This is a genomic window from Microcoleus sp. MON1_C5, from assembly GCF_036701875.1.
Taxonomy (GTDB): domain Bacteria; phylum Cyanobacteriota; class Cyanobacteriia; order Cyanobacteriales; family Microcoleaceae; genus Microcoleus.
Genome location: NZ_JAUBRN010000032.1, coordinates 53,197 through 78,253, shown reverse-complemented (window position 1 = coordinate 78,253; position 25,057 = coordinate 53,197). Strand labels below are relative to the sequence as shown.

Sequence of the window (25,057 nt, the reverse complement as noted above, 5' to 3'; positions counted from 1 at the left end):
GTTTAACTGCTTATCAATCTATTCAACAAGCTCTCTCTATTGATGGCTCCATTTTTTCCCCTAGTTGAGCAATTACCCCAATTATCTCCAGGGTTGATTTTTCCTCTCTGTTTTTTTAACTTATCCAGTTCTTCGGCTTCCACCGGACAGCAATGTTGGCTATTTTGTTCAAAAAATTTGTCTCCTCCTATATATTTTTTTCCTGGTTTAGAGAGTACGCAAAAGGCTGGCTTACAGACGTGATCGACATTTTGCAGCAACAAGCTTTGAGGGGTAGCTGTAATTTGTAAATATATGTGATTAGCAACTTGTTGCCTAATTTTGGCTATTAATTCAAATATCTTACTATCAGGAACCGTATTTTTTTCCTTCTTAGCTTGCTTGGCTTCGTTGGTATTTAGACTAGCATTGTCAGCCTCATCATCAAAGATCAGAGTGGGTACGCTACTGGCTTTAGCCGACTTGAGAACCTTAAGCAAGTTCTCAAGATGACGCCCATTTTTTGTGGATACTAAGACAACACCAGTATCATTAATATAGTCGTGCAGTTGATTACCGAATTCTATGGGATCATTTTTCCATTGTTCCCAATTACGGACAACAGGGCCACCTTTGATCTGATTCGTGAAACGCTCTGCTGTTTGTTTGCCGAGCCATGTATTATCAGATGTTAATACAATGAAGCAACGAAATTTATTAGCTTCAGCAAGTGCCAGCGTAGCAATGGTAGTATTAGTTTTGCCGCTTTGGACTTTGCCATAGATTAGTCCAGTAGTACCATTAGGTATTTTGCCTTTATGATGATTGCTAACAATACCTGTTCCTGTAGCACCAACATCACCACTGCCAAATGTGGTTGAGTAAACATCAACGCAATTTTGAACAATTTCAACAGCAGCTTGCTTTAACTGCTCTGCTGCTGTGTCTCCCAGTTGGCTCTTAATCCTGTCAAGAAACTTGTTGATACAATAGCCATCATTTTTAATAGGAATTTTACTCATAGCGGTTTTTTTATTTTACAAAACTACGCGAGGCCAATCATTCTGAGGTACAGTCTGATTCATCTGCTGCCTGCCTGGGCCACTTACATGGTAACTTCCGTGAGGTCGCCTAGACACGGATATGTGTTGAACACTAATATCTGCATTTTTATCAACTATACTCCACAATCGCTCTTCAGCTATACAGCAAATACCGTCTTTGTGACAAACTAGCGCTATAAATGCCGAAAAGTCAGGATACTTGTCATACACAGTAGCTAGAGCAGATTTTTCCTGAGCGCTCAAGGTGAAAGACCATGCAGAAGTAGCTTTCTTAGAAACTTTGAAGAGAATAGCTGACTTACTGCTATCACTTTCAACTAAGTATATTGACTGATGTATTTCAAAGGCATGGGTGATAGTAATCCTAGAGCCAGAGTTAATTAATCTTAAGAACGCTGCACCGTGCAGAAAATCCTGATCGTTAATCATTTAGTATTTAGAAATGTTCTAGCAGAGATTTTTCTTGTGCATAAACCTTTCGCAGCGACTCCAGAGCTATTCGACTTAACATCAATTTAATCACCCCCACCATTTCCCCCCACTCCAACAATTCAGAAACACAAACAGCTTTCTGAAATCTCGCCGCATAAAAATCCACCCAAAAATCCGGCGCGTGTCTCTCCTTCTGACTCGCCCAACGGCGCTTCCAATAACCAAAATCTAAACCAGAGGGCGATTCCACTCCCAAAACAGGCGGAAAGTCGGCATAACTCACAAACCGACTCATCCCTTTAGCGTGCACGTACAGGATATGCGCCCAGCACTCGAAGCGATATATTTGTTCTACCTTGATTTTCAGCAGCCGCGCGATCGCCTCTTTCGTCACAAACCGGCTCAATCTGTGTCTGGGGGTTGATTTTCGCGAAAATTTTGTTAACATGATGTTAAGCAAATCCTTTGTAAAGAGTACAAACTTTTGTAAAGGGATTGAATTTGGATAGGCGATCGTCTTTAAGTTTTCCAGACGTTGGGGCGATCGCTTTTTACATTATAACTATATGACTTATATTAGTCAACTGTCAAGAGGTTATGGGATTAATTAAGTTGCGGGTGCGAGAATTCGCTGCCGAGAAGGGCTGGACGCTGAAAGAAGTTTCAGAGCGATCGGGCGTAGTCTACAGCACGCTCAGAACCTATGCCCGATCGCCTGGATTAGCAACAGTTGACGTGACAGCCTTGCACAAGTTGGCTAGGACTTTTGATTTGTCGATCGAAGATTTGTATGAGATTGTGCAGGAGTGAGCGATCGCTTTTTACGATAAAATTTTATCCCAGAGTAAATCTAGTTTTTTGTCAATGGGTTTAATTAGATTGAGGGTCGTCAAAGAGTAGGCGATCGCTTTTTGGGATAAAACTATCCGATGATGGTACACCATCATTTGTCAAGTATGGGTTTAGTCAGGTTAAAAGTCAGAGAACTAGCTAGCGAGAAAGGCTGGACGCTGAAAGAAGTTTCAGAACGATCGGGAGTAATTTACAGCACCGTCAGACACTACGCCCGCTGTCCGGGAGTGTCAACCATTGACTTTATTTCTATACACAAATTGGCTCGCACCTTTGATGTAATGATTGAAGACTTGGTGGAAATTGTGCAGGAGTGAGCGATCGCTTTTTACGATAAAATTTTATCCCAGAGTAAATCTAGTTTTTTGTCAATGGGTTTAATTAGATTGCGGGTTAAAGAATTTGCTGCTGAGAAAGGCTGGACGATCAAAGAGGTTTCTGAGCGATCGGGAGTCATTTACAGCACACTCACCACCTATTCACGTTCTCCGGGAATGGCAATGGTTGATTTCATATCATTTCCGGTTACACCGGAATGATGTTGACGGTTGACTGTTGACTGTTGACTGTTGACGCCGTGAACAGTCAACCGTCAACAGTCAACTCGAATTTACTATTCCGATGCTAACGGATTTGATATCACTTGTCTGTTGAAGTTAGCACGTACTTTTGACGTGATGGTGGAAGATTTGGTTGAGGTCGTCAAAGAGTAGGCGATCGCTTTTTACAGTACAATTCTCTGACTTATATTAATCACATCTCAAGAGGTTATGGGCTTAATTAAGTTGCGGGTTCGAGAGTTGGCTGCTGAGAAAGGCTGGACGCTGAAAGAGGTGTCAGAGCGATCGGGCGTAGTCTACAGCACGCTGAGAACCTATGCCCGATCGCCTGGATTAGCAACTGTTGACGTGACAGCCTTGCACAAGTTGGCAAGGACTTTTGATTTGTCGATCGAAGATTTGTATGAGATTGTGCAGGAATAGGCGATCGCTTTTACGAACTAATTATCCAGTCAATATTGCTCGACAGTTGCTACCATCTGATTGACAGACTCACCCCGTTGTAGCGCTTCCCAATCCGATGGAACAGGTTGGTAAGAACAGTAACACACCACAATTCGCTCCTCAGTATCCGAAGCAGAAAACTGCTGAACGCGAGTAACTACCCAATCTCCATCTTTCCCGTGGGTGACTCCATTACCGGGGTCAGATAGATTTTCATAATCGCGGGTTTTGTCCCCTACTTGAGGAATTTCTGGGTTTTCTTCCCAAGTCCAATTTTCCCAAAGTATATTAGTTAGACCGCCCCTCGGCATAAGCTGACGTTGTTCCCAGCCGGGAGCACTCATGCTTTCGGTTTTGTAGACAATCCAGATTTTTTTTGCCATTTTTTTAAAGACGATCGCACAATCGCGTTCAATACTTCGACTCTATCAGAGATGAAAGCTCGTGCAGCCGAAATATTTTAAAAAAAGCGCCTGAGTTACCTCAGACGCATACCATAAAATCAACAAATTGTCAACCCTAACCTAACCCTTCAAAGCCTCAGCACCGCCGGAAACTTCCAGGATTTCCTGAGTAATTGCTGCTTGCCGCGCCTTGTTATAAGTCAGCGTCAAACTACGGATCAAATCGCTAGCATTCTCACTAGCATTGTTCATCGCAGTCATCCGCGCCGCCAACTCGCTAGCAGCAGACTCTTGCAAAGCCCGCAGCAATTGGTTGTTCAAATACAAGGGCAAAAGAGCCTCCAGAATTTGCGCCGGATCTTGCTCGAAAATCATGTCCCTGGGCAAGCTTTTCGTAGGTGAAGCAACCTTCTCCCGCGATACTTGAAACTGTCCGCCTTGCGATGTCAAGCGGAAGATTTCATCATCGGGAGTTTCCAAACCTTGGGGGTCGAGGGGCAGCAAAGTTTGAATTACCGGACGCGAACTAATTAGCGACACAAACTTGGTGTAAACTAGCTCAACTCTGTCCACAGTTCCCGACAGGAACAAGGAAAGCAATTCGTCAGCAATTTGTGCCGCTTCCGGTGCTGTGGGAATTTGTTCCAAGTTAGCGTAAGTAGCATCGATCGGCTGTTCGCGGCGCTGGAAATACTGAGTAGCTTTGCGTCCTACCAACACGTATTTGTAGTCTAAGCCTTCAGCTTTGATTTCCTTAGCGCGATTTTCGGCGTATTTGATGATGTTGCTGTTGTAGCCGCCGCACAAACCCCGATCGCCCGAAACTACCAACAGTCCCACCGATCGCACTTCGCGTTTTTTCAGCAGCGGCAAATCAAGGTTTTCAAACTGCAAGCGTTCCGCCAAACCGTACAATACCTCTGCCAGCCGATCGGCAAAAGGCCGAGTAGCAGTCACCTGTTCTTGAGCGCGGCGCACCTTTGCAGCGGCCACCAAACGCATCGCTTCTGTAATCTTTTTAGTGTTCTTGACCGACTTAATGCGATCGCGAATAGTTTTCAGATTTGCCATAACTTTCTCCTTACATCCTTGCCCGCATCTTCTTAATTAAAACCGCCGATTAACGCAGAGTAACGCAGATTAACTTCAGATTACCTGCGTTAATCCGCGTTCATCTGCGGTTCAAAATTCCTACTTGTCTACTACGCAGAAACTAGAAAACTTTGCTTGTATTCAGTGATGCCTTCTTTCAGCAGCTTTTCAGCTTCATCAGTCAAAGCTTTTCCGCCTTGAACAATTTCGCCGTACTTCGGCTTGCTAGTCCGCAAATAGTCGCGCAAACCCACAGTAAACTTGCTGACTTTTTCCACCGGAATGTCATCCATATAACCGTTAATACCGGCATAGATCACAGCTACTTGTTCGTTCATCGGCAGAGGCGAGCTTTGGGGCTGTTTCAACAGTTCCCGCAAGCGCTGACCGCGCGACAATTGATTCTGAGTAGCTTTATCCAAGTCAGAAGCAAACTGAGAAAATGCTGCCAGTTCTTCAAACTGCGCCAATTCCAATTTCACCTTACCGGCTACTTTTTTCATCGCCTTAGTTTGAGCTGCCGAACCTACCCGCGATACTGAAATACCGGGGTTTACTGCAGGACGCAAACCAGCGTTAAACAAGTCAGAAGAAAGGAAGATTTGACCGTCGGTAATCGAAATTACGTTCGTCGGAATGTAAGCAGAAACGTCACCAGCTTGGGTTTCGATAATCGGCAAAGCAGTCATGCTGCCTTCGCCCAACTCGTCGCTCAATTTAGCAGCGCGTTCTAGCAAGCGAGAGTGCAGGTAAAACACGTCTCCGGGATAAGCTTCGCGACCGGGAGGACGGCGCAGCAACAGAGACATTTGGCGGTAAGCTTGTGCTTGTTTGGAAAGGTCATCGTAAATGACCAAAGTGTGCTTGCCTTTGTACATGAAATACTCGGCTAAGCTAGCACCTGTGTAGGGAGCCAAGTATTGCAGGGTTGCGGGGTCGCTAGCGTTGGCTGCTACTACGATCGTGTAGTCCATCGCGCCCTTTTCTTGCAGGACGTTGACGATGTTAGCTACTGTAGAAGCTTTTTGACCGATCGCCACGTAAACGCAGATCACGTTTTCCGATTTTTGGTTAATAATCGTGTCGATCGCGATCGCAGTTTTACCGGTTTGTCTGTCACCGATAATCAGTTCCCGCTGTCCTCTTCCCACCGGAATCATCGCATCAATAGCGGTAATTCCTGTTTGCATGGGTTCGTAAACAGAACGGCGAGAAACAATCCCCGGTGCCGGAGATTCAATCAAGCGAGATTCAGTAGTTTTAATTTCTCCTTTGCCGTCAATCGGACGGGCCAAAGCATCAACTACCCGTCCCAACATTGCTTCACCCACGGGGACTTCAGCAATTCTGCCAGTAGCAGTAACTGCCGAACCTTCTTGAATGCCGAGGCCTTGGCCCATCAACACTGCACCCACGTTATCTTCTTCGAGGTTCAGTGCAATGCCCACGGTGCCGTCGGCAAATTCTAGCAATTCCCCAGACATGGCTTTATCCAAGCCATAAATCCGGGCAATACCGTCGCCTACTTGCAGAACAGTACCAACGTTAGAGACTTTTACGTCTTGGTCGTACTGCTCAATTTGCTGGCGAATAATGCTGCTAATTTCGTCAGGTCTGATTGCTGCCATGTTAGTTATTATTTGTCAGTTGTCAGTTGTTAGTTGTCTGTCGATGTTTTCCGCAAGAAAGAATAGGGATTTGGTAGTAAGAATTTGGGACTAACAACTCAAAAACAGAAATTAATTTATTCCTGCTTCCTGTTTGATTCTTCCTTCTTCCTTTTTCCTGCTTCCTTCTTCCTTCCTCCTGCTTCCTTAAATCAGGAATTCAAGCGAAGTCCCAGACGGCGCAATTGTCCCCGCAGGCTGGCATCAATTACTTGAGAGCCTACTTTGATTACCACACCGCCGATTAAATCTGCGTCTATTTTGGTTTCAATTTCTACGCTTCTAGCGCTGGTCATCGCCTGCACTTTCTCGCGAACAGTCTGCTGTTGAGCGTCTGAAAGCGGGACTGCCGATGTAACTTCAGCCAATACTGTTTGGTTTAGTTCTCGGAGCCTTGCCAAGTATTGTTTGCCAATTCCTTCTAAAAAAAGAATTCTTCCTTTGTCTACTAATAGCTTCAGAAAGCTGTGCATCAAGGGGCTCATTTCTTCACCCGCTATTTGCTGAATCACGGCTTTTTTAGCATCCGGTTTTACCAGCGGATTGGCTAAAAATTGACGCAAGTCTTCCGAACCTTCTAGCAGGCTCAGTAAGGAACGAATATCTTCGCCAAACTTCTCTGAGAGATTGTTGGACTGAGCCAGTGACATCAAGGCAGATGCGTAAGGCTGTAAGACTTCTGTGCTGACTGTACTCACGTTTTAGCCTCCCAGTAACGCAATGCTGCGATCGATTAATTGGTGTTGAGCGCTGTCGTCCAAGCTAGTTTTTAGCTGGCTTTCCACCTTTGCTAATGCCAGAGATACAACCGCCGATCGCAGTTGGGCGATCGCTCTTTCCCGCTCTGCTTCCAACTCTTGACCTGCCGTTGCTCTCATTCTTTCAACGTCTTGCGCTGCCTGAGCTAGAATTGCTTCTTTTGCTTTCTTGGCAGTTTCTTCAGCAGCGGCCCGAATTCGTTCCGCTTCTGCTTGCGCTTGAGTCAATTTTTGCTGTTGCTCTGCTAGAGCTGCTGCTGCATCTTTTTGGCGTTTTTCTGCTTCTTGAATCGCCTCTTGGATGCCCGAACGCCTTTCAGTCAGGATTTTACCTACAAATCCGCGCCCGAAATAAAACAGCACTGCAATAATAATGACCAGGTTAATCAGGTTGGTTTCTAAAATATCGAAATTTAAACCGAAACCACCTTCGCCGCTAGCTTCTGTGGCTAGCAATAAAACAGTCCCCATGATACTCTTCCATAATTGCGCGTGCAGATTGGGTGAAGCGATTTTAGATTTAAGATTCCCTCCAAAATCTAAAACTCTTCGGTCTCGCTATTTGGCCAGCGACTGCCCTAATAGCTTTTCGAGAATTTGGCCGCTGAGCGCGTCTACTTGTTGTTCTAGTGAGCGCATTGCTTCTTGCTTTTGCTGCTCTATTTCTTGCCCAGCCTTTTCTCGCGCGACTTGAGCTTCTTGTTGAGCCTCAGCTACTTTGGCTGCCCCAATTTTTTGGGCATCAGCTTGAGCAGCAGCAATTACTGATTGAGACTGTTTGCGAGTTTCTCCCAGTTTTTGCTCGTACTGCTGCGCTAGTTGCTGAGCTTTTGCCAAGCGTTCTTGGGCGGAGACTTGAGTGTTGCGAATGTAATCGGCGCGATCGTCAATTGACTTGCTGAGCGGCTTGTAAAAAATTACATTCAAGACTGCGACTAGAATTAAAAACTGCACCGCCATCAGAGGCAGCGTAGCATCTATATCAAACAGTCCCCCTTCCTTAGCCGCTTCTTCAACTGCTAGTAATACTGTCCAGTGCATCATGATTTTTTGACGGCTTCCATCTAATTCGCTTAATCGATTTTAGATTTGAGATTTTGGATTAGAATCGCCAAAACCTCAAATCTAAAATTTCCAATTATTATGCGAAGGGGTTGGCAAACAGCAGCACTAGGGCTACGACCAAACCGTAAATTGTGAGCGCTTCCATGAACGCCAAACTCAACAGCAAGGTGCCGCGAATTTTACCTTCTGCTTCCGGCTGACGGGCAATCCCTTCTACAGCCTGACCTGCTGCATTACCTTGACCGATGCCAGGGCCGATTGCAGCTAAACCTACTGCCAAAGCGGCGGCAATTACGGAAGCGGCAGCAACTGTTGGGTTCATGATGATTTTCCTTATCTAAAGTACAAAATTGAGAACAGAAAGTCTACAGAATTGTCCGATGTGACGGGAGGAAGTTTGAGCTCAGAAATTTTCTTTTTCCTCATTCATTCTTCGCCGTTTATCGTTAGTTAATCGTGGTGTTCTTCGCCGTGACCGCCTTCTAGAGCTTCACCTATGTAGGCTGCGGCTAAGGTTGCAAAAATCAAAGCTTGAATTGCACTGGTAAATAGTCCCAGAACCATCACTGGCAGAGGAACAAATAAAGGCACTAGCAACACTAGCACTCCGACCACCAATTCGTCCGCAAGAATGTTGCCAAACAAACGGAAACTTAGGGACAGAGGCTTAGTGAAATCTTCTATGATTTTGAACGGCAACATGAAAGGCACCGGTTCAACATAGTGGGCGAAATACCCCAAGCCGCTTTTGCTGAGACCTGCATAAAAATATGCTAGAGAAGTCAGCAGTGCAAATGCTACCGTCGTGTTGATGTCAGCGGTAGGAGCTCCCAATTCGCCTGATGGCAGCTTAATCAGCTTCCAAGGAATTAGAGCGCCAGACCAGTTTGACACAAAGATGAACAGAAATAATGTACCAATAAACGGTACCCAAGGGCGATATTCTTTTTCCCCAATTTGGTTTTTAGCCAAGTCCCGAATAAATTCCAGCGCATACTCCATAAAATTTTGCATTCCGCTGGGAATTCGCTGGATTTTGCTGGTTCCTAAAATCGAAACTACGACTAAAACAGCAATTACAAACCACGAGGTTAGAAAAACCTGCCCGTGCACTTTCAGATTGCCGAGTTGCCAGTACAACTGCTGGCCAACTTCCAATTTGGCGAGGGGGAAACGATTAAAGGTGTTTAGAACGTCAAGCATTGCCATTCAACGGGCTTCCCCATACAAATCGATGAGTTGAGTTTTGCTCGAATTGCCTGACCTACCTGTAGTCTAGTGCTAATGCACTTCGGATCACGTAAACCAACAGCGCAGCTTTGTAAGTCAGAAATCCCAAAAATATCGGTAAAATCTGTAGCTGATTCCACTGTGTTCCTACTATCATCACCGCTAAAAACACACCGAGCCTTGTCTTGCTGATGCGTTGATTTTGGCTGCCGATTCGTTCAACGTCTCTAGCCAACATCTTTAAGTAAACCACACCTGTGCTCGCCCCAAGCAAATAATTCAGGGCAATGTTGAGCGAGTAAAAAATCCAAACGGAGATAAAAATAATCGCCGTAAATGCAAGGGTGTACGCCAACAACTCTTGTTGGAGGCGATAAAAGTCTTGCATGGGATTGCTAGTCTCGGACGAGACTGTCGAGACTGTCGAGACTGTGCCAGCCTGAGGAATATCCTCGTTTGCTGGTGTGGGTTCGGTGGGTGTGTTTTGCGTGTTCACGAAGCTCAGAAACTAATGCAGGTAGCAGGCGAGTGCTTTGCAAACTCAGAAAAATAATACCACGCTGCGGTAACAATACTTAAAATTAAATTAATGCTTTTTTTTGATTTTGGTGTTGGGCGCTTCGGAAATCTCAACCCGTTAAATGTCCGATCGACCTCACCCTACCTCTCCCACCGCCAGACCACACTCTTTGACACGTTGTTCTCGTCCTTCTCACCAAATACCTCTCACTTAGTGAGAAAAAACAGAGGACGATCGCGCAAATAAATGAGCAGACTCTCCCTTCTCGGACTCTGCGCCCTCTGCGCCCTAAAAGTCAATTAAAACTGGATCTCATTCAATAACCTTAAACTCTTGGAGTGCCGGGATGAAATTTTTATTCTCGTGGCTCGATCGACTAAGCTTAATCAAAGCAAATCGCTGTAGAGGCTGCAAACTCGCCCACTGGGCCAAAGAAATTGTCACGCCGAGCTCTTGCGCTTTTGCAGAAACCGACTCCGGTACAGTTGCAGCATCCATCCACGGGGGATTTTCATCAACCGCCAAATCAGTTCCCGGTTTCCCTGTCTGTTTAATTAACACTTGGTTGAGCTTTTCTCGGTAGTCGATAATTTCTGCTTCTGTCAAGCAAGGTAACTCTACAAGACTTTGCCGTTCTGCTTGGTTGAAATGATTCCAATCCTGCAACTTCAATTTAATGCCGCAAGTATCTAACTTGAGACGTACCTGCATCGGAATGCAGCGCAAAGCTTCCACAAAATCAGCTTCAAATTCAAAAAACATAAATTTAGCAATTTTAGATTTTAGATTTTAGATTTTAGATTTACTCTACAGCCGGGAGCTGGGGGCTTGTATCCCTTTTTGGATGATATTAATTGTATTTTAGATTATAGATTTTAGACTAGAGATTTACTCTACAGCCGATAATTGCAGAAAATTGAGTCAGCATTTATAATTAAATAATATTACAAACTATTGACATGGATACCGTAGACTACCTTCGGATTAGCTTGATAGACCGCTGCAACTTCCGCTGTCTCTACTGTATGCCGGAAGGTAGCGAGTTGGACTATGTATTGCAGCAACAGTTGTTAACTCACTCGGAATTGCTAACTCTGCTGCGGGAAGTTTTTATACCGGTGGGATTTACCAAGTTTCGGTTGACTGGTGGGGAACCGCTGCTGCGGCCTGGGGTGGTGGAATTGGTGAGGTCGATCGCCTCAATGCCGGAAACCCGAGATTTATCCATGACAACCAACGGCTTTTTGCTGGCGGGAATGGCGGAAAATCTCTACAATGCTGGTTTGCGCCGGATTAATATTAGTTTGGATTCCTTGGAACCGGAGACTTTTGATAAGATAATTGGCAGTCGGGGACGATCGCGGTGGACGCAGGTTTGGGAGGGAATTCAAGCGGCTTATCAAGCTGGATTCGACCCGCTGAAACTGAATGTTGTGGTAATTCCCGGTGTGAATGACAGCGAAATATTGGATTTAGCGGCGTTAACAATTAACCGGAATTGGCACGTTCGTTTTATTGAGTTTATGCCGATCGGGAATGGGGATTTATTTGGCGATAAAGGTTGGGTAGCCTCAGCCGAATTGCGGCAACAAATTAACGACAAATACGGGTTAGCCGAGTCAGGAATTCGCGGAAATGGGCCGGCGGATGTGTTTCAAATTCCGGGGGCGAAGGGCACTTTAGGATTTATCAGCCAAATGTCCGAGTGTTTTTGCGATCGCTGCAACCGGATGCGTTTGTCTGCGGACGGGTGGCTGCGGCCTTGTCTGCTGAACGAAACGGGTCAAATTGACTTGAAAACTGCTCTGCGTGGTGGGACTCCTACAAGCGAATTGCGCGATCGAGTGCGGCACATATTAGAGATTAAACCCGAGATTAATTTCAAGCAGCGAGATTCGGGAACTACTCAAGGAAATTACAGCCGTACAATGTCTCAAATTGGCGGCTAATTATCTATTATCAGGGATAAGTCAGTGTGGATTCGCCCTCACGTTGCGCGCAAGAAGATCGATCAGAAGCTTGCGTTGGCTGTCCTAGGTCGCAGGAATTCGATATTCAACTCTAGTTTCTCTCCTAGCCACAAAGAATGTTTCGTATGGTCGGCCACATCGTCGCCTGTTTCAGGGTGAATGAGAATATTGAGTCCCTCACGATTCAGCATTAACCAGGGAACGACTTTGCCAAACTGGTCTGGTAAAAATGCAACTTGATACATCGCTTGGGGGTGGGGGCCAATGGGTTTGTCATGCCAACGCCCAAGCTGCACCTCAAACTGACTCAATCCTTCTCGTACACGCGCTGCGGCATCGCGATTATCAGCGTCGAAGTAAATATGTGCATGAAAACCAACGATTGTGATAGTGTCTTCTTTCATCATTTTCAGTAAATTATTCAGCCGATATCAACAACTTTTATTAGCTTAACTTGCTGGAGATTTTATTCCATCCTGTAAACTCCTTAACTTAATATATCCTCAGTCTTTGCTCCTTTGGTTCCCTGCTACGACAATACCAGTATACTCTCTGCTTCTCTATCTCCAAACTGACTAATGATGTCGATTTCCTATTGTAGCATTTGAACAATTTTAGATGTTGAGCAATTGCCAACACGGAGATAAATAAATTTGGGAGGATGACCGTAAAGTAAACTCCGTTGGTGAAAGTCAGAATCTTTGGAAACAATCACAAAATCATTTGTAGTTGCATATTTCCCAAATTTCTGCATCATCAGTATTTGTCAGTTCTAAGGTTGTGATATGAACTGAATCGGGAGAAAAACCGATAATTCTCTAAGTAATTCGGTCTGAGAGGTTTTCGTCCAACAGTAGTTTTACAGGGAGGCCACAAATAACTTTTTCTCACGATCTGCGGCAAAAGCAAGGCAGGCTTTGATGTCTGCCGAAGTTAATTCTGAAAAATCTTCCATAATTTCGGCTTCCGTCATGCCACCTGCGAGATATTCTAAGATGTCGTAGACGGTGATTCGCATTCCCCGAATACATGGTTTGCCACTGCGTTTTCCAGGTTCAATTGTGATGATGTCGTGGTAGTCCATAAAGCAATATTTTGTACTAATAAGCGTAATTATAACTGCAAATAATCCTGGTTTGTTTAGGTCAGGATTTCAGGTTTGAGCAAGTAGTGAGAAAAAAACCCCTGACGTTGAAAATAGCCAGGGCAGATGATTTTCCATTCAATTAGTTTCCCCAGCGAGTGGGGCGCGCAGCGGAAAGATAGGCGCTCAGGCAGCGTGGCGTGTTGCGTTTCCATTAAATTAGTTTCCCCAGCGAGTGGGGACTTGATAAACACCGTTTTTTGCCACTGATTATGTTTCCATTCAATTAGTTTCCCCAGCGAGTGGGGACTCTCAACGACGGTAATACACCCGTCAGCCTACAAATGTTTCCATTCAATTAGTTTCCCCAGCGAGTGGGGACTTGCCACCAAACATCGGAGCGCTGACAAAGATTGAACTGATTTCGTTTCCATTCAATTAGTTTCCCCAGCGAGTGGGGACGACCGGCAAGCTACTCTCTATCGATTCTCTCAAATGAGAAAGGTTTCCATTCAATTAGTTTCCCCAGCGAGTGGGGAGCTGGAATAAAACAGTATTCATCAACCCTCCATTTTCAGATCCGCTCCCGTGGGTTGAGTTTCCATTCAATTAGTTTCCCCAGCGAGTGGGGACAATTTACTGGTCAAATTGACAATAAACTCGGTGTTGAGTTTCCATTCAATTAGTTTCCCCAGCGAGTGGGGGCTTCAAACTTATGAAGCAGATAAAGATACCCACTTAGGTTTCGATTCAATTACTTTCCCCAGCGAGTGGGGACAAACCTAACCCAAAAATTCGGTAAAGTATCATTTGTGTTTCCATTCAATTAGTTTCCCCAGCGAGTGGGGACGCTAGATGGTAGCAAGTCAGCACCGGGATCTTTAGTGTTTCCATTCAATTAGTTTCCCCAGCGAGTGGGGACGTTTGGCTCTGGGCGCGGTTCCTTTGCGGCTCGGTCATTTCCATTCAATTAGTTTCCCCAGCGAGTGGGGACATTTTTCCCGACTTGTCAATCCCTAAAATCTGTTTAGAATGGTTTCCATTCAATTAGTTTCCCCAGCGAGTGGGGACGAGAGCATTTATGCGGGTTCATTCATCAACTTACAATCTGAGTTTCCATTCAATTAGTTTCCCCAGCGAGTGGGGACTTAATTTTTGGTTACACAGCAGAAAGTACGGCTAAGTTTCCATTCAATTAGTTTCCCCAGCGAGTGGGGACTTTCGGAGGATTTTGGCGATGAATGTGGATACATTCGTTTCCATTCAATTAGTTTCCCCAGCGAGTGGGGACAATATGGTAACTGATGGCGGAAATGCTGGGAGGATTACGTTTCCATTCAATTAGTTTCCCCAGCGAGTGGGGACTCTCAGTGCTACGTTGCCCAGGAATACCCGCAAGGGATAGCCGCGTTTCCATTCAATTAGTTTCCCCAGCGAGTGGGGACACAATCGATGTGGCCGAAGATCTAAGTCTGGGAATCCAGTTTCCATTCAATTAGTTTCCCCAGCGAGTGGGGACTAGATAGCTTACTTTCCGAAACCAGTCGTAAAGTGTTTCCATTCAATTAGTTTCCCCAGCGAGTGGGGACCGGCTGTCGGTGCCGGTTCAGCGGATCGTGCCAAGCGTTTCCATTCAATTAGTTTCCCCAGCGAGTGGGGACTACTAGCAGAAGTAGAGCAAAACAAAGCAATGGGGTTTCCATTCAATTAGTTTCCCCAGCGAGTGGGGACTTTTCCCGCTGCCGACTACAGTGCTGAAACCATTTTGTTTCCATTCAATTAGTTTCCCCAGCGAGTGGGGACTCCTGCATTGTACATCCCATACAGCGCAAAGTATCCAGAGGCGATTTGCGAGGCTCAGGGATTTTTTTGAGAAATCGCACCACTACTCGTCCAGAAAAATAGCTGAAACCCTTTCCCAGTCATTCTTCGAGGCTCGCGACGCAAAAAAGGCGTTTCAGCTATTTTACCGCGAGCCTCGCAATACCAGCTAAATAATCGCTGGCTCAGGTGCTTTTGTCACACCTACGCTTTGCGCTTCCGACGGCGAATCAGCACACTCATCACTTGCTTCGGATTGGCTGCACGCTGTACGGGACTCCAATCGCCGACTTCGGCAAATCCTAGCCGGTACAAGGTGAGTATGGTTTCCCTGACACCCTTGGGCGAACCTGTCACCGTTACACAAACCACATCCTGTTCCGATTCTGCTGCTGAGTCGTCATTTGGCCGATCGAATTTGTTGTCGTCAGGCAAGAATTCCTGTGACATAATTATGTTCTCCTGGTTTTGGGTTTTCTAGAAAAACCCAAAAACCCAGCCGCCCCGCATTTCAAGACATAGCAGGGCGGCTACAGAGAGTGTTATCATACTCCGTTAGCCTCCAGACTGCTGATACCAGTTTGGCGGTGAGCTGTCCATTGCTGTTACCAGCAGCTTTGGGCAGTGCAACTAGATTTTTGGGCGACGCGGGCTACTTCCTCTACAAGCAAAGCAACCTCTAACTTCAAAGCGTAGCCGCAGACGGGGGCCTGTGTCAATCCATTTGGGATTTGGGATTTGGGAAAGGTGCGTCAGCTTTGAGATTGCTTCACTACGTTCGCAATGACAGAAAATCCTAGTACGTGCATCCAGGCTTTGACCTGGGAACGAGCAATCGCCTACTTCCTAGGCTTGGCGCTAGAGTTATAATATTAAAATCAATTTAAAAAGTGCGATTTATTTTGTTATTGTCAACCCAAAAACTTACACTCAAGGATAACTATGCTGCACAATCTTCAGCAATCTCACCAACAAGAGATACAGACTATTACTGAAGTTTTGGCAAAAATCACCAGCCGCACGGCGGATCAGATTAAACCATTACTAGATGCGATGCTCAAACAGCTAATTGAACCTCAACAAGGTCCCTTTTATGAAACAGCTACCCCAACAGAATGGTCGATCGCATTTCAAGAATGGGTTGACAGTCATCGTACCCTAAATTTCCCCACTCTTTCAGATGAAGCTATTAGCAGAGAGAGCATTTATGGAGACAGAGGTTAAATGCCGTTTCTCGTAGATACAAACATACTGCTGCGTAGCATCGATACAGCACACCCAATGAATCCTGATGCCGTTAATGCCGTGATTACTCTGCGCGATCGCGGAGAACAACTTTATATCGTACCCCAAAATTTGATCGAGTTTTGGAACGTTTGCACGCGCCCGCTCCAGAGAAATGGATTAGGGCGTACTGCAACAGAAGCAGAGGCAGAAATTAATCGCTTAAAACAGCTTTTTCCTCTCTTATTGGATACCGAAGCAATTTATCAAGAATGGGAGCGACTGGTGATAACGTATAAGGTTATAGGTGTCAATGTTCATGATGCGCGGCTAGTTGCTGCTATGCTAGTTCATGGTTTAACCCATATCCTAACTTTTAACATTGCTGATTTCGCTCGTTATTCACAAATTACCGCTGTTAATCCTCCAAGTGTAAAACCTTGATTAATTGGGAATTTAACAGAAATTATACTCCGAGCCAAGAACAGGCAAGATGCCTGTTCCACAAAAAGCTAATTTGATTGTGGGGAGTAGGGGTTGGGCCCCACAGCCCGCCCTTAGATTTTACCGGGTGTTAGCAAAATGAGCTGTTTTGATAAGATCGATCGCACTTCATCCAATCCCATCTCCACATCCGTCAAAATCTCTCCTATGCTTTTGCCAGACGGCCTTCCCTCTTTCTCCCCCCCTTGGCAAGGGGGGGCTGGGGGGGGTACACAACCTTGCAAAAACTCAAATTCCGCACTTGACAAATTGATCAATTGGTAGTTGCAATCAAACACTTGTTGACTAGGCCAACCGTGCATACAACCACTCAACTCTGGAATTGCCGCCAAAAGTGCCTTATCGTCCGACCAATCAATTTTATTAACAGGCTTTTTGCCCAAGAAAAACTCGTAATGAGTGATTTCCGTATCTAACAATTCAATTAATCGATAAAGCTCCCGTTCCGTCAAACCCTGAGCTCTTTCTATCAATTCCGGCGCTTTGCCCAAAAGTCTTTCTAACTGCCAATATCCCGGATTTGAAAAACCAATAAATTCCAATCCCGAAGCGTCGATTAACTCGAACAAAGTCTCAATATTGTAGTCAATTTCCTGCGGGTGAACGTACATATCAGCAAAACATTCGTCCCGCCGATTTTCTCCTGCCCAACGCTGTTTTTCGTACTTGACAAGACGGTTGTTTTCTGGTAAGGAATCAAAGATTTGACGACCTACTTTCACACCATCGGGATAGTCACCTTTTTGCGGGCCTTGGAGAAGCGCGATCGCCCTTTGCATCAATTGAATTTCCCAGCGTCCGAGCTCAGCATACACAAAAATGTGCATCAAACCGCCCTCGGCCAACTTCGCCGCCAGCGCTTGAATGCCCCGGATCGGATCGGGTAAGTGGTGCAGCACGCCGACGCAGTTGATCAAATCAAACTCGCCCTCTAACTCGGCGGCATCGTACAGGCTGAGGTGGCGAAAATCAGCTTCTCGCGCTCCGGATCGCCGACAGCGTTCTTGTGCTACTTTCAAAGCACCTTCACTCAGGTCGATCGCCGTCACCGAAGCTTCAGGATTGAGGTGAATCAGATAATCGGTGCTCGAACCAGTGCCGCAGCCAGCATCTAAAATCCGAATATCCAGTTTTGGCGGCTTTTGCCCGGTGCAAAAATTGTAAGCATCAGGCCAACTCCAGCGCCAGTTGTACCCTGGGGGCGGTTCATCTGACAAAGGATCGGGCGGGAAGGGGAAAGTATCGTAAAGCCGCCGCACGGCAGCGCTGATATCAGGCGTAGTATCCATAGGTGAGGTAATAGTGCGTGGGTTTTGAGATTGGTTGTCAGTAGCTACGGGGTAACAGCGCTACGCCATGCACTTCTGTGGCTGCGTTACTCGCAACAAAAGTGTCGCTTCGCTGGCGTTGGACAAGCCTCAAACAGAGGGATCGGGCGATCGACCAACCCATGACTGCCAAGCCCTGACAGCTAGTGCGTAATAAAACTTATCATTTTTTCTCATATACGCTCTCTTAAATCTATACAATAAATGTCGGCAGGCTTTTTAACAAACAAGGACTGTCAATCACCCAACGCTGAGCTTTCGGGTAAAGCGGAGGCGTCTTTAAGCAGAAAGGTAAACGCCCAGAAAAAGGCCGAAGAAAATTTTTGATTTTCTTTTCCCTTAATTGACGGCACTTGCTGCAATCGCCCAAAGGCAACTCTCCTGCCGAGTCTTTTTTTCCACGGGTATGCCGGCGGAGCGCAGCGGAGGGAGTACCCCGTGCCTGCCTTCGGATCGGACATTTCCCGGCAGGCAGAAAGATGAAACCAAAACATTTTAATCTAAGAAAGTAAGCGCGCCCGAACCTCCTGACGGGTAAAGGCAAAAAGTAAACAAAGCAAAAATACCTACTTTGCCCTGCATGAGAAGGCAAGGTTAGTCGGGTTAAATGCTGCAACTATTTAGATAGGGAGCGAAGGAGTCTAATGACTGTAAAGGCAAGTGGTGGAAGCTCGGTTGCGCGTCCGCAACTATATCAAACTGTACCGGTCGCAACAATTTCGCAAGCAGAACAGCAAGACCGCTTTCTACAGCGGGGCGAACTCAGCGAACTGGCAAGTTATTTCAGTTCAGGGGCTCTTCGGATCGATATCTCTGCGACGCTGACCCAAAACTCGGAACTGATAGTATCCCGCGCAGCCAACCGGATTTTTACGGGCGGTTCCCCGCTGGCATTTTTGGAAAGACCACAAGAACCTGCGATGGCTGTAGCAGGAGCGGCTCGCGGCGGCTCGGGGAATGTCTCTGAAGGCATGAAACTGGGAACTGTTACCTACGTTGAAGGTCGCGCAGGCGGCGGCAACGGCGGTGGCGGCGGTGGTTTCTTGGGGCTGGGAAATCTATTTTCTGGCAACGGTGGCGGCTACAGCGGTCCAATCCCAGCAGGATTTCAGCCGATCAATGTCTCGCGCTACGGCCCGGGCAACATGACCAAATCTCTGCGCGACTTGAGCTGGTTTTTGCGCTACATCACCTACGCGATCGTCGCGGGCGACCCGAACATTATTTCGGTGAACGTGCGCGGATTGCGGGAAATCATCGAAAATGCTTGCTCTTCGGCGGCCACAATTGTGGCAATGCAGGAAATGAAGGCAGCATCTTTGGGCTATTTCCGAAACAATGCAGAGGCAAGTGCGATCGTCGGACAGTATTTCGACGTAGCAATTACCGAATTCAAAGCTCCCACACCTTCAGATAAGGTGCGGCAGCGCGAAAGCAACGACCAGCAAGGGCTGCAACTGCCTCAAATCTACTTCAACGCATCCGAGCGACGGTCGAAATTCGTCATGAAAACCGGCCTGTCTTCGGCCGAAAAGCTAGAAGTAATCAAAGCAGCTTACCGCCAAGTATTCGAGCGCGACATTAGCCGCGCATACAGCCAAAGCATTTCTGACTTGGAATCCAAGGTCAAAAATGGCGAAATCTCGATGAAAGAGTTTATTCGCCGCCTTGGTAAATCTCCTCTGTACCGTCAGCAATTCTACGAGCCGTTTGTCAACAGCCGCGCTGTAGAATTGGCCGCCCGTCACTTCCTAGGCCGCGGTTTGAGCTCGCGGGAGGAATTTAGCAAGTATTTTGCGATCGTCAGCAAAGGCGGCCTGGCAGCCCTCGTAGACGCGATGGTTTATTCCCAGGAATATTCCGACTACTTCGGCGAAGAAACCGTGCCTTACCTGCGCGGTTTGGGCCAAGAAGCTCAGGAATGTCGCAACTGGGGCCCGCAAATTGATTTGTTCAATTTCAGCGCTCCGTACCGCAAGGTTCCTCAGTTCATCACCTTGTTTGCCGGCTACACCCAGCCTCTGCCAGACCAGCACGTTTATGGTGTCGGCAACGATCCGCTGGAAATTCAGTTCGGCGCGATTTTCCCCCAAGAAACTCGCAACCCCAAGAGCCGTCCCGCTCCCTTCGGCAAGGACACCCGCCGCATCCTGATCCGTCAAGGTGCGGGGATTGACAATCAGTTGAGCAATCCGGCGGCTCGCGGTGCTGCTCCTGGTTCTCTGGGCCCCAAGGTCTTTAAATTAGACCAGTTACCGAGCAACTATGTTGCTTCCAAGAAAACTGCCCGCGGTGCCTCCAGCAGCTACAGCAACAGTTCTAGTGTCAAATTTACCGAAAGTTCCACCCAAGCGGTGATTCGGGCAGCTTACCTGCAAGTGTTTGGTCGCGACGTGTTCGACGGCCAGCGCCAAAAGGTAGCGGAAATTAAGCTGGAAAACGGCGAGATTCCGATGCGCGAGTTTATTCGGATGTTGGCGAAGTCGGACGTGTTCCGCAATATGTACTGGAGCAAGCTCTACGTTTGTAAGGCGATCGAGTACATTCACCGCCGACTCCTGGGACGCCCTACCTACGGGCGCCAGGAAATGAACGCTTACTTTGACATTTGTTCCAAGAAGGGTTTTTACGCGCTGGTCGATGCCATCCTCGACAGCACGGAGTACAACGAAGCTTTTGGGGAAGATACAGTTCCCTACGAGCGCTATGTGACTCCCGGTGGTTTGTCGATGCGGACGATGCGATCGGGTTCCGTCGCTGAGCAAAATGTCCAAGCTCAGACGCCAGAAACTCCTCGGTTTATCGAACTCGGCACTGCGCTCGATCGGGGCGAATTCGAGTTACAAAATAGCCTCGCTCAAGGTGTCAGCAAGCGGCGCGAACAAACTAAGGTGTTCAAGCTGACGAATACTTCGGACAAAGTAGCTTTGAAAACTTTAATTCAAGCTGCTTACCGTCAAATTTTTGAGCGCGACATCCACCCCTATGTTGTGAAGAATGAATTCACGGCGCTGGAAAGCAAACTGGGCAACAATGAAATCAATCTCAAGGAGTTCATTGAGGCTTTGGGCTGCTCGTCGCTGTACATCAAACAGTTCTACGCACCTTATCCCAATACTAAGGTGATTGAGTTGGGAACGAAGCACTTCTTAGGCCGCGCTCCCCGCAATCAAGCGGAGATTCGGACCTACAACCAAATCTTGGCAAGTAAAGGGATTAAGGGCTTTATCAACGCAATGTTGAACAGCGTTGAATATGCCGAGGCGTTTGGCGAGGATACTGTTCCTTACCGTCGCTTTCCGACTCTCCCTGCTGCGAATTTCCCGAATACCGAAAGGCTGTACAATCAACTCACCAAGCAGAATGATGAGTTGGTGGTTCCAAGCTTTGAGCCAGTAGCTGCTACTGACAGAAGCTAGATTGATTTGAGGTTTTAGATGTTAAATTAGCAATAATTTAATATCTAAAATTAGTTGAAGGGCTGGCGTAATTGCCAGCCCTTTTTTATGACAGGTTTGTAGTTGCGCTGTCTTGATGAATTTTGAATTTTTAACCGCTGATGAATGCTGATGAAGAGGATATTATATCAGTTGTCATTAGGATGAGGTACAGGCTCAGAATGCCCAAAAGAAGAAGTTCCTCGTTTGGGGTGTACTTCATCCAATTGCCAACCGCTATAAGTTGAGATGAGAACTCAACCAATGCGTATCAACCAGCAGCCCCTAGAAATCTCTAGAAGCACTTGTACTATGAGGGTTCAGCTTGGTTTTCACGTGACCGCATTTAGCCAATTCGATTATTTGCTTTGATAATGTAGAGGCAACTTATTTATATAGAGGTTCCTTACTACGAAGGTTTGTCACCGTTAATCGGCTCGGCTAAATTCATTCTACATGGCATAAAGACATCTTGTAAATGTAAGTGATTGTTAGCAAATGTTAGAAAAAGTCTTACAGTTAATCAACCCTTTCTTCCCTTCAAAATCTAGTTACTTCCTTGCTCAGTCGTCAAACTCAGAGCAGTAATATTTAGGAGCCAGAGCGTTAAGCGCATCAACTTCAGCATTGCCTTGAGGTTGCAGCAAGTCGATCGACATTCCCGCACTCAGCGAATTACATATCCCGCGCGCACGTTCGATAGCCGCTTGGGGATTTCGCTGAACGCGAGACACGGCATCGGATGAGGCTGAATTGAGCCGTTTGCTCAACGATCGTTGATAACTATTAAGAAAGGCCTGGTCATTGGGATCTAAAGCGATCGGGCGGCCTCTGCCACTACTTCCACAAAGCTTACCTAAGTCGATCGTTCGACCATCACTCGTCTGTATATAGCAAACATAATCAACGGGTATTTGAGCGACTGAATCCCTAGATTGAGATAAATCAACGCCAAAGGCGATCGACACCATTACCAGAGAATAAAACACTCGTTTCGACTGGCGGACGTATTGCACTACTCTTCAAACTCCCACAAACCGTTAAACTTTCATAGGCTTATAGAGAACCCACACCGGATGTTGCCACAATCCGGCGTGATTCACCATCTTCTGCATAGTGCGAACATAAGAGCGTTTTACAGGCAAATAAAATGCTCGCACTATAAGACAGTAATGTTATGCTCCTCGTTGAGACCTCCAAGGACCCCAAATGGCAAACGTGATGCCTGGGGTTTGGATATTAACGAACATAGTTCGACCATCCGGCGAGAAGCAGGCTCCGGCAAACTCCCGATCGTTGAGCGCATTTTTTGCGAAACGATACAGTTCCCCGTTAGGAGTTACACCCACCACGAACTGCTCATCATTGCCATCTTCGCAAATGATCAGATCACCATGAGGTGCCACAACAATGTTGTCAGGGCCATCGAGTTCGTCACGCGATTTAGCCTCAACAAAAAGTTCGATCATATCTTGATCGGGAAGATACCGCCAAACCTGACCAAATCCGTTCGGTCTGCCAGTGGCAGCATCAACAGAGCCACCATTCGAGCAACAGAAGTAAACTTCACGATTGCCGTACCAGATGCCTTCCCCACGAGTAAACTGGGCAGCACCTTTACCGAAACCTTCGACCCGTACTGTATCCGTAGCCGGGTCAGGATTGTCAATTGTCACCCATTCCACGGACATCGGTTGGCCCTTGGGAAAGCCTGCAAAAGTCTTTGCCTTAGGCATATTCTTAATCTTCAGCGCTTGCAGAGTACCCCCGGCGCTTAAATTGTTCCGTTGATTGGGGATAAAGCGATAGAAGAGGCTATCTCCTCGGTCTTCAGTCTCGTAGACAATTCCGGTTTTGGGGTCGATCGCCACCGCTTCATGGTTAAACCGTCCCATTGCAACTAAAGGTACGGGATTCACAGGAACCGTTGCGAGAGCCGGAACTTCAAAGTTGTAGCCGTGAGATTTGGAGACATTTCTCGCATCGCCCGGTGCTCTATTAGTCGCCACAGTCGAGACATCCTCCTCGCAAGTAATCCAAGAACCCCAAGGAGTCGGGCCGCCCGCACAATTTCGATAGGTGCCGGTAAGCGAAGCGTAGTGCTTGATGAGCTGACGATTGGGTCCAACCTGTAGTGTGGTTGTCCCTCCTTTGCAAAGAGGATCGTAAGGATTTGGACCCACAACTTGTGTTGAAGAATTCGGACTCAGTTCGTGATTGCGAACCAGAATCACCGTGTTTTGGGGACCTGGGAAAGCCGCCATGCCATCGTGACCACCGGGCACAGGGGAACCGTCGCTCATCATTTCGCCCGTTCGTGAAAAAGCCCGATACTGAAAGTCATCGGGTAAATCTAACAATCCATTCGGATCGGGTACGAGGGGTCCATACCCTCCTCCAAATACTGATTCACCATTGGCCTTTCTGGCATAAAGCGCTTCTAGAGGAGACATCATCAAAGTGCCAGCAGCGCTCGCTCCTGCCAATGTAAAAAACTTTCGTCGTGATAGTTGCATGAGCTTTTCCGGTGAATTAAACAAAGCATACTAAACTTGCATCAAGGCTAAGATAAGGTTGGTTTAACTTCTCATTAAGGTTGTTTCATAGTTGTTAAATGTCAATCCCAGTGGCTCGTAATTGCGCTGCTAACCGGGCTGTTCGCTGCTCTATTTTTTCAGCCTGTTGATGTTTTTATTCAGTAGGAATTTGCAGGATGGACATTACCTTAATCGGCTTTCTTCAAGAGATTCTTATAAAAAACTCTCTCTGCCTTAATATTTTAAAAATTAAAATAAGTCACTAGAAGTTATGAATTTTGTGTTGATCGGGTAATTTTTGCGTTGAGATTCTAGATCTTTTTTAACAGCTTGTATTTGTAAAAATCTACCCATTAAATTGGTTTAAACTTCTACAAAACTCGACTGAGTTCAAGGATTTATAGGAAAATGACCCATTGAAATAGCCGTTTGCAAGTGGATAAAGTACACCCCAAACGAGGAGCTTATTATTTTCTGTTTTTTTTACCCAAGCAAACTGCACACAAGTAGTCGGAAAGAACCCTAAAGCCAAATCCCGATGCAACGGCTTGTCTAATTGCTCTTAAATTGGGTACGAGCCGTTTGGGATGAACGTCAATTATTCTGCGAAATACAACTCGCCAAAAGTGGTGGGCGGCAGGTGGCGCGAGTGGAACATACTCTCAATCCTGCACAAATTGATCCCGCAGAACATGGCGCTATTTTCTACACTGGGGGACACGGTACAATGTGGGATTTTGCTGATAACCAGGAACTTGCTGGGATTGGTGCTATTTATGAAGCAGGTGGCATTGTTGGTGCTGTCTGTCACGGGCTGGCGGCGTTAGTTAATCTTAATTTTCAAGTTGGCGTTGTGGCGAGTGATAGGCTCGTCACAGGCCAAAATCCCGCTTCGGCAGCAGGTGTCGGTCACAAAATGGTAGAATCGATCAAAAATAAGTAGATCCCAAAAAATATCGCACCGAGAAACCCGGTTTCTTACACAACACCTTCGCGCCTAAGTCAAAATGCTCTAAGAAAGTAGGTTGGGTTGAGGCACTCGTACCCAAAATTTTAGATTTTACATTTTTGCTCCCATCTAAAAT

29 protein-coding genes, 1 pseudogene and 1 CRISPR repeat array are annotated in these 25,057 nt (G+C 46.5%); of the genes and pseudogenes, 11 read left to right on the top strand and 19 right to left on the bottom strand.

The features are described 5' to 3' along the window. Positions 1 to 2: 2 nt before the first annotated feature. Together QUA71_RS17010 and QUA71_RS17005 are read right to left on the bottom strand one after the other, a co-directional pair. Complete coding sequence (locus tag QUA71_RS17010; protein ID WP_333286694.1) at positions 3 to 1,001, bottom strand: hypothetical protein; 999 nt, start codon at positions 999 to 1,001, stop codon at positions 3 to 5. Between the two features lie 478 nt (positions 1,002 to 1,479). Then, positions 1,480 to 1,923: a hypothetical protein gene (locus QUA71_RS17005; protein WP_333286692.1), complete on the bottom strand. Its 444-nt coding sequence runs from the start codon at positions 1,921 to 1,923 to the stop codon at positions 1,480 to 1,482. Positions 1,924 to 2,072: 149 nt separating this feature from the next. Here QUA71_RS17005 and QUA71_RS17000 point away from each other — a divergent pair, with 149 nt between their 5' ends. From QUA71_RS17000 to QUA71_RS16980, 5 genes and pseudogenes are all read left to right on the top strand, one after another. Continuing rightward, on the top strand, positions 2,073 to 2,285 hold the full coding sequence (locus tag QUA71_RS17000) for a helix-turn-helix transcriptional regulator (RefSeq protein ID WP_332958465.1): 213 nt from the start codon (positions 2,073 to 2,075) through the stop codon (positions 2,283 to 2,285). A 146-nt stretch (positions 2,286 to 2,431) separates the two neighbouring features. Then, the gene (locus tag QUA71_RS16995) at positions 2,432 to 2,644 is read left to right on the top strand and encodes a helix-turn-helix domain-containing protein (RefSeq protein ID WP_190735550.1); all 213 of its coding nucleotides are present in this window, start codon (positions 2,432 to 2,434) and stop codon (positions 2,642 to 2,644) included. Between the two features lie 54 nt (positions 2,645 to 2,698). Further along, complete coding sequence (locus QUA71_RS16990; protein ID WP_445243790.1) at positions 2,699 to 2,866, top strand: helix-turn-helix domain-containing protein; 168 nt, start codon at positions 2,699 to 2,701, stop codon at positions 2,864 to 2,866. 60 nt (positions 2,867 to 2,926) lie between these two features. Continuing rightward, a pseudogene (locus tag QUA71_RS16985) lies at positions 2,927 to 3,040 on the top strand (helix-turn-helix domain-containing protein); the annotation flags it as partial. Positions 3,041 to 3,097: 57 nt separating this feature from the next. Further along, complete coding sequence (locus tag QUA71_RS16980; RefSeq protein ID WP_190657372.1) at positions 3,098 to 3,310, top strand: helix-turn-helix domain-containing protein; 213 nt, start codon at positions 3,098 to 3,100, stop codon at positions 3,308 to 3,310. A 29-nt stretch (positions 3,311 to 3,339) separates the two neighbouring features. Here the strand turns inward: QUA71_RS16980 and QUA71_RS16975 are convergent, their stop codons facing one another. From QUA71_RS16975 to QUA71_RS16930, 10 genes are all read right to left on the bottom strand, one after another. Further along, the gene (locus tag QUA71_RS16975; protein WP_333286689.1) at positions 3,340 to 3,714 is read right to left on the bottom strand and encodes a hypothetical protein; all 375 of its coding nucleotides are present in this window, start codon (positions 3,712 to 3,714) and stop codon (positions 3,340 to 3,342) included. Between the two features lie 141 nt (positions 3,715 to 3,855). Then, positions 3,856 to 4,806 (bottom strand): F0F1 ATP synthase subunit gamma, encoded by a 951-nt coding sequence (locus QUA71_RS16970; RefSeq protein ID WP_190657380.1) that lies wholly within the window; start codon positions 4,804 to 4,806, stop codon positions 3,856 to 3,858. Positions 4,807 to 4,937: 131 nt separating this feature from the next. Next, positions 4,938 to 6,455: a F0F1 ATP synthase subunit alpha gene (gene atpA / locus QUA71_RS16965; RefSeq protein ID WP_333286687.1), complete on the bottom strand. Its 1,518-nt coding sequence runs from the start codon at positions 6,453 to 6,455 to the stop codon at positions 4,938 to 4,940. A 191-nt stretch (positions 6,456 to 6,646) separates the two neighbouring features. After that, complete coding sequence (gene atpH, locus QUA71_RS16960; RefSeq protein WP_333286686.1) at positions 6,647 to 7,192, bottom strand: ATP synthase F1 subunit delta; 546 nt, start codon at positions 7,190 to 7,192, stop codon at positions 6,647 to 6,649. Between the two features lie 3 nt (positions 7,193 to 7,195). Further along, the gene (locus QUA71_RS16955) at positions 7,196 to 7,723 is read right to left on the bottom strand and encodes a F0F1 ATP synthase subunit B (RefSeq protein WP_006631107.1); all 528 of its coding nucleotides are present in this window, start codon (positions 7,721 to 7,723) and stop codon (positions 7,196 to 7,198) included. Between the two features lie 87 nt (positions 7,724 to 7,810). Further along, on the bottom strand, positions 7,811 to 8,296 hold the full coding sequence (locus tag QUA71_RS16950) for a F0F1 ATP synthase subunit B' (RefSeq protein WP_006631106.1): 486 nt from the start codon (positions 8,294 to 8,296) through the stop codon (positions 7,811 to 7,813). A gap of 97 nt (positions 8,297 to 8,393) precedes the next feature. Further along, positions 8,394 to 8,639, bottom strand: a complete 246-nt coding sequence (atpE, locus tag QUA71_RS16945) for an ATP synthase F0 subunit C (protein WP_006631105.1) — start codon at positions 8,637 to 8,639, stop codon at positions 8,394 to 8,396. Between the two features lie 128 nt (positions 8,640 to 8,767). Then, positions 8,768 to 9,526, bottom strand: coding sequence for a F0F1 ATP synthase subunit A (atpB, locus tag QUA71_RS16940; RefSeq protein ID WP_242717111.1), 759 nt, complete (start codon positions 9,524 to 9,526; stop codon positions 8,768 to 8,770). A gap of 55 nt (positions 9,527 to 9,581) precedes the next feature. Beyond that, on the bottom strand, positions 9,582 to 10,043 hold the full coding sequence (locus QUA71_RS16935; RefSeq protein WP_333286684.1) for an ATP synthase subunit I: 462 nt from the start codon (positions 10,041 to 10,043) through the stop codon (positions 9,582 to 9,584). 336 nt (positions 10,044 to 10,379) lie between these two features. Beyond that, complete coding sequence (locus tag QUA71_RS16930; RefSeq protein WP_333286683.1) at positions 10,380 to 10,829, bottom strand: nitrate reductase associated protein; 450 nt, start codon at positions 10,827 to 10,829, stop codon at positions 10,380 to 10,382. A gap of 197 nt (positions 10,830 to 11,026) precedes the next feature. Between QUA71_RS16930 and moaA the strand changes: the two genes are divergently transcribed. Next, positions 11,027 to 12,016 (top strand): GTP 3',8-cyclase MoaA, encoded by a 990-nt coding sequence (gene moaA / locus QUA71_RS16925; RefSeq protein ID WP_333286681.1) that lies wholly within the window; start codon positions 11,027 to 11,029, stop codon positions 12,014 to 12,016. Positions 12,017 to 12,078: 62 nt separating this feature from the next. On the opposite strand, the gene QUA71_RS16920 is transcribed toward moaA, so the two are convergent. From QUA71_RS16920 to QUA71_RS16905, 4 genes are all read right to left on the bottom strand, one after another. Then, positions 12,079 to 12,444, bottom strand: a complete 366-nt coding sequence (locus QUA71_RS16920) for a DOPA 4,5-dioxygenase family protein (RefSeq protein ID WP_333286678.1) — start codon at positions 12,442 to 12,444, stop codon at positions 12,079 to 12,081. 185 nt (positions 12,445 to 12,629) lie between these two features. Then, complete coding sequence (locus tag QUA71_RS16915; RefSeq protein WP_333286699.1) at positions 12,630 to 12,791, bottom strand: DUF5615 family PIN-like protein; 162 nt, start codon at positions 12,789 to 12,791, stop codon at positions 12,630 to 12,632. A 105-nt stretch (positions 12,792 to 12,896) separates the two neighbouring features. Continuing rightward, the gene (locus QUA71_RS16910) at positions 12,897 to 13,121 is read right to left on the bottom strand and encodes a DUF433 domain-containing protein (protein ID WP_333286676.1); all 225 of its coding nucleotides are present in this window, start codon (positions 13,119 to 13,121) and stop codon (positions 12,897 to 12,899) included. Between the two features lie 130 nt (positions 13,122 to 13,251). Continuing rightward, a CRISPR array of direct repeats spans positions 13,252 to 14,924; the repeat unit is 36 nt; unit sequence GTTTCCATTCAATTAGTTTCCCCAGCGAGTGGGGAC. Between the two features lie 222 nt (positions 14,925 to 15,146). Further along, positions 15,147 to 15,392, bottom strand: coding sequence for a hypothetical protein (locus tag QUA71_RS16905; RefSeq protein ID WP_333244187.1), 246 nt, complete (start codon positions 15,390 to 15,392; stop codon positions 15,147 to 15,149). Between the two features lie 89 nt (positions 15,393 to 15,481). Here QUA71_RS16905 and QUA71_RS16900 point away from each other — a divergent pair, with 89 nt between their 5' ends. The 3 genes from QUA71_RS16900 to QUA71_RS16890 all read left to right on the top strand — a co-directional run bounded on the left by QUA71_RS16900 (position 15,482) and on the right by QUA71_RS16890 (position 16,610). Then, entirely contained in the window at positions 15,482 to 15,625 is a 144-nt protein-coding gene (locus QUA71_RS16900; protein ID WP_333283859.1) for a hypothetical protein, read from the top strand. Positions 15,626 to 15,884: 259 nt separating this feature from the next. After that, the gene (locus QUA71_RS16895) at positions 15,885 to 16,166 is read left to right on the top strand and encodes a hypothetical protein (protein ID WP_333286674.1); all 282 of its coding nucleotides are present in this window, start codon (positions 15,885 to 15,887) and stop codon (positions 16,164 to 16,166) included. After that, positions 16,167 to 16,610: a PIN domain-containing protein gene (locus QUA71_RS16890; RefSeq protein ID WP_333286672.1), complete on the top strand. Its 444-nt coding sequence runs from the start codon at positions 16,167 to 16,169 to the stop codon at positions 16,608 to 16,610. Positions 16,611 to 16,723: 113 nt separating this feature from the next. On the opposite strand, the gene QUA71_RS16885 is transcribed toward QUA71_RS16890, so the two are convergent. Next, positions 16,724 to 17,959, bottom strand: coding sequence for a class I SAM-dependent methyltransferase (locus tag QUA71_RS16885; RefSeq protein ID WP_333286669.1), 1,236 nt, complete (start codon positions 17,957 to 17,959; stop codon positions 16,724 to 16,726). 683 nt (positions 17,960 to 18,642) lie between these two features. On the opposite strand from QUA71_RS16885, the gene QUA71_RS16880 reads away from it, so the two are divergent. Then, complete coding sequence (locus tag QUA71_RS16880) at positions 18,643 to 21,417, top strand: phycobilisome rod-core linker polypeptide (protein WP_333286667.1); 2,775 nt, start codon at positions 18,643 to 18,645, stop codon at positions 21,415 to 21,417. A 581-nt stretch (positions 21,418 to 21,998) separates the two neighbouring features. Here the strand turns inward: QUA71_RS16880 and QUA71_RS16875 are convergent. Beyond that, positions 21,999 to 22,451, bottom strand: coding sequence for a hypothetical protein (locus QUA71_RS16875; RefSeq protein WP_333286665.1), 453 nt, complete (start codon positions 22,449 to 22,451; stop codon positions 21,999 to 22,001). A gap of 159 nt (positions 22,452 to 22,610) precedes the next feature. Then, positions 22,611 to 23,951 (bottom strand): alkaline phosphatase PhoX, encoded by a 1,341-nt coding sequence (locus QUA71_RS16870; RefSeq protein WP_333286663.1) that lies wholly within the window; start codon positions 23,949 to 23,951, stop codon positions 22,611 to 22,613. Positions 23,952 to 24,528: 577 nt separating this feature from the next. Here QUA71_RS16870 and QUA71_RS16865 point away from each other — a divergent pair. Then, complete coding sequence (locus tag QUA71_RS16865) at positions 24,529 to 24,915, top strand: hypothetical protein (protein ID WP_333286661.1); 387 nt, start codon at positions 24,529 to 24,531, stop codon at positions 24,913 to 24,915. The last annotated feature ends 142 nt before the right edge of the window (positions 24,916 to 25,057 follow it).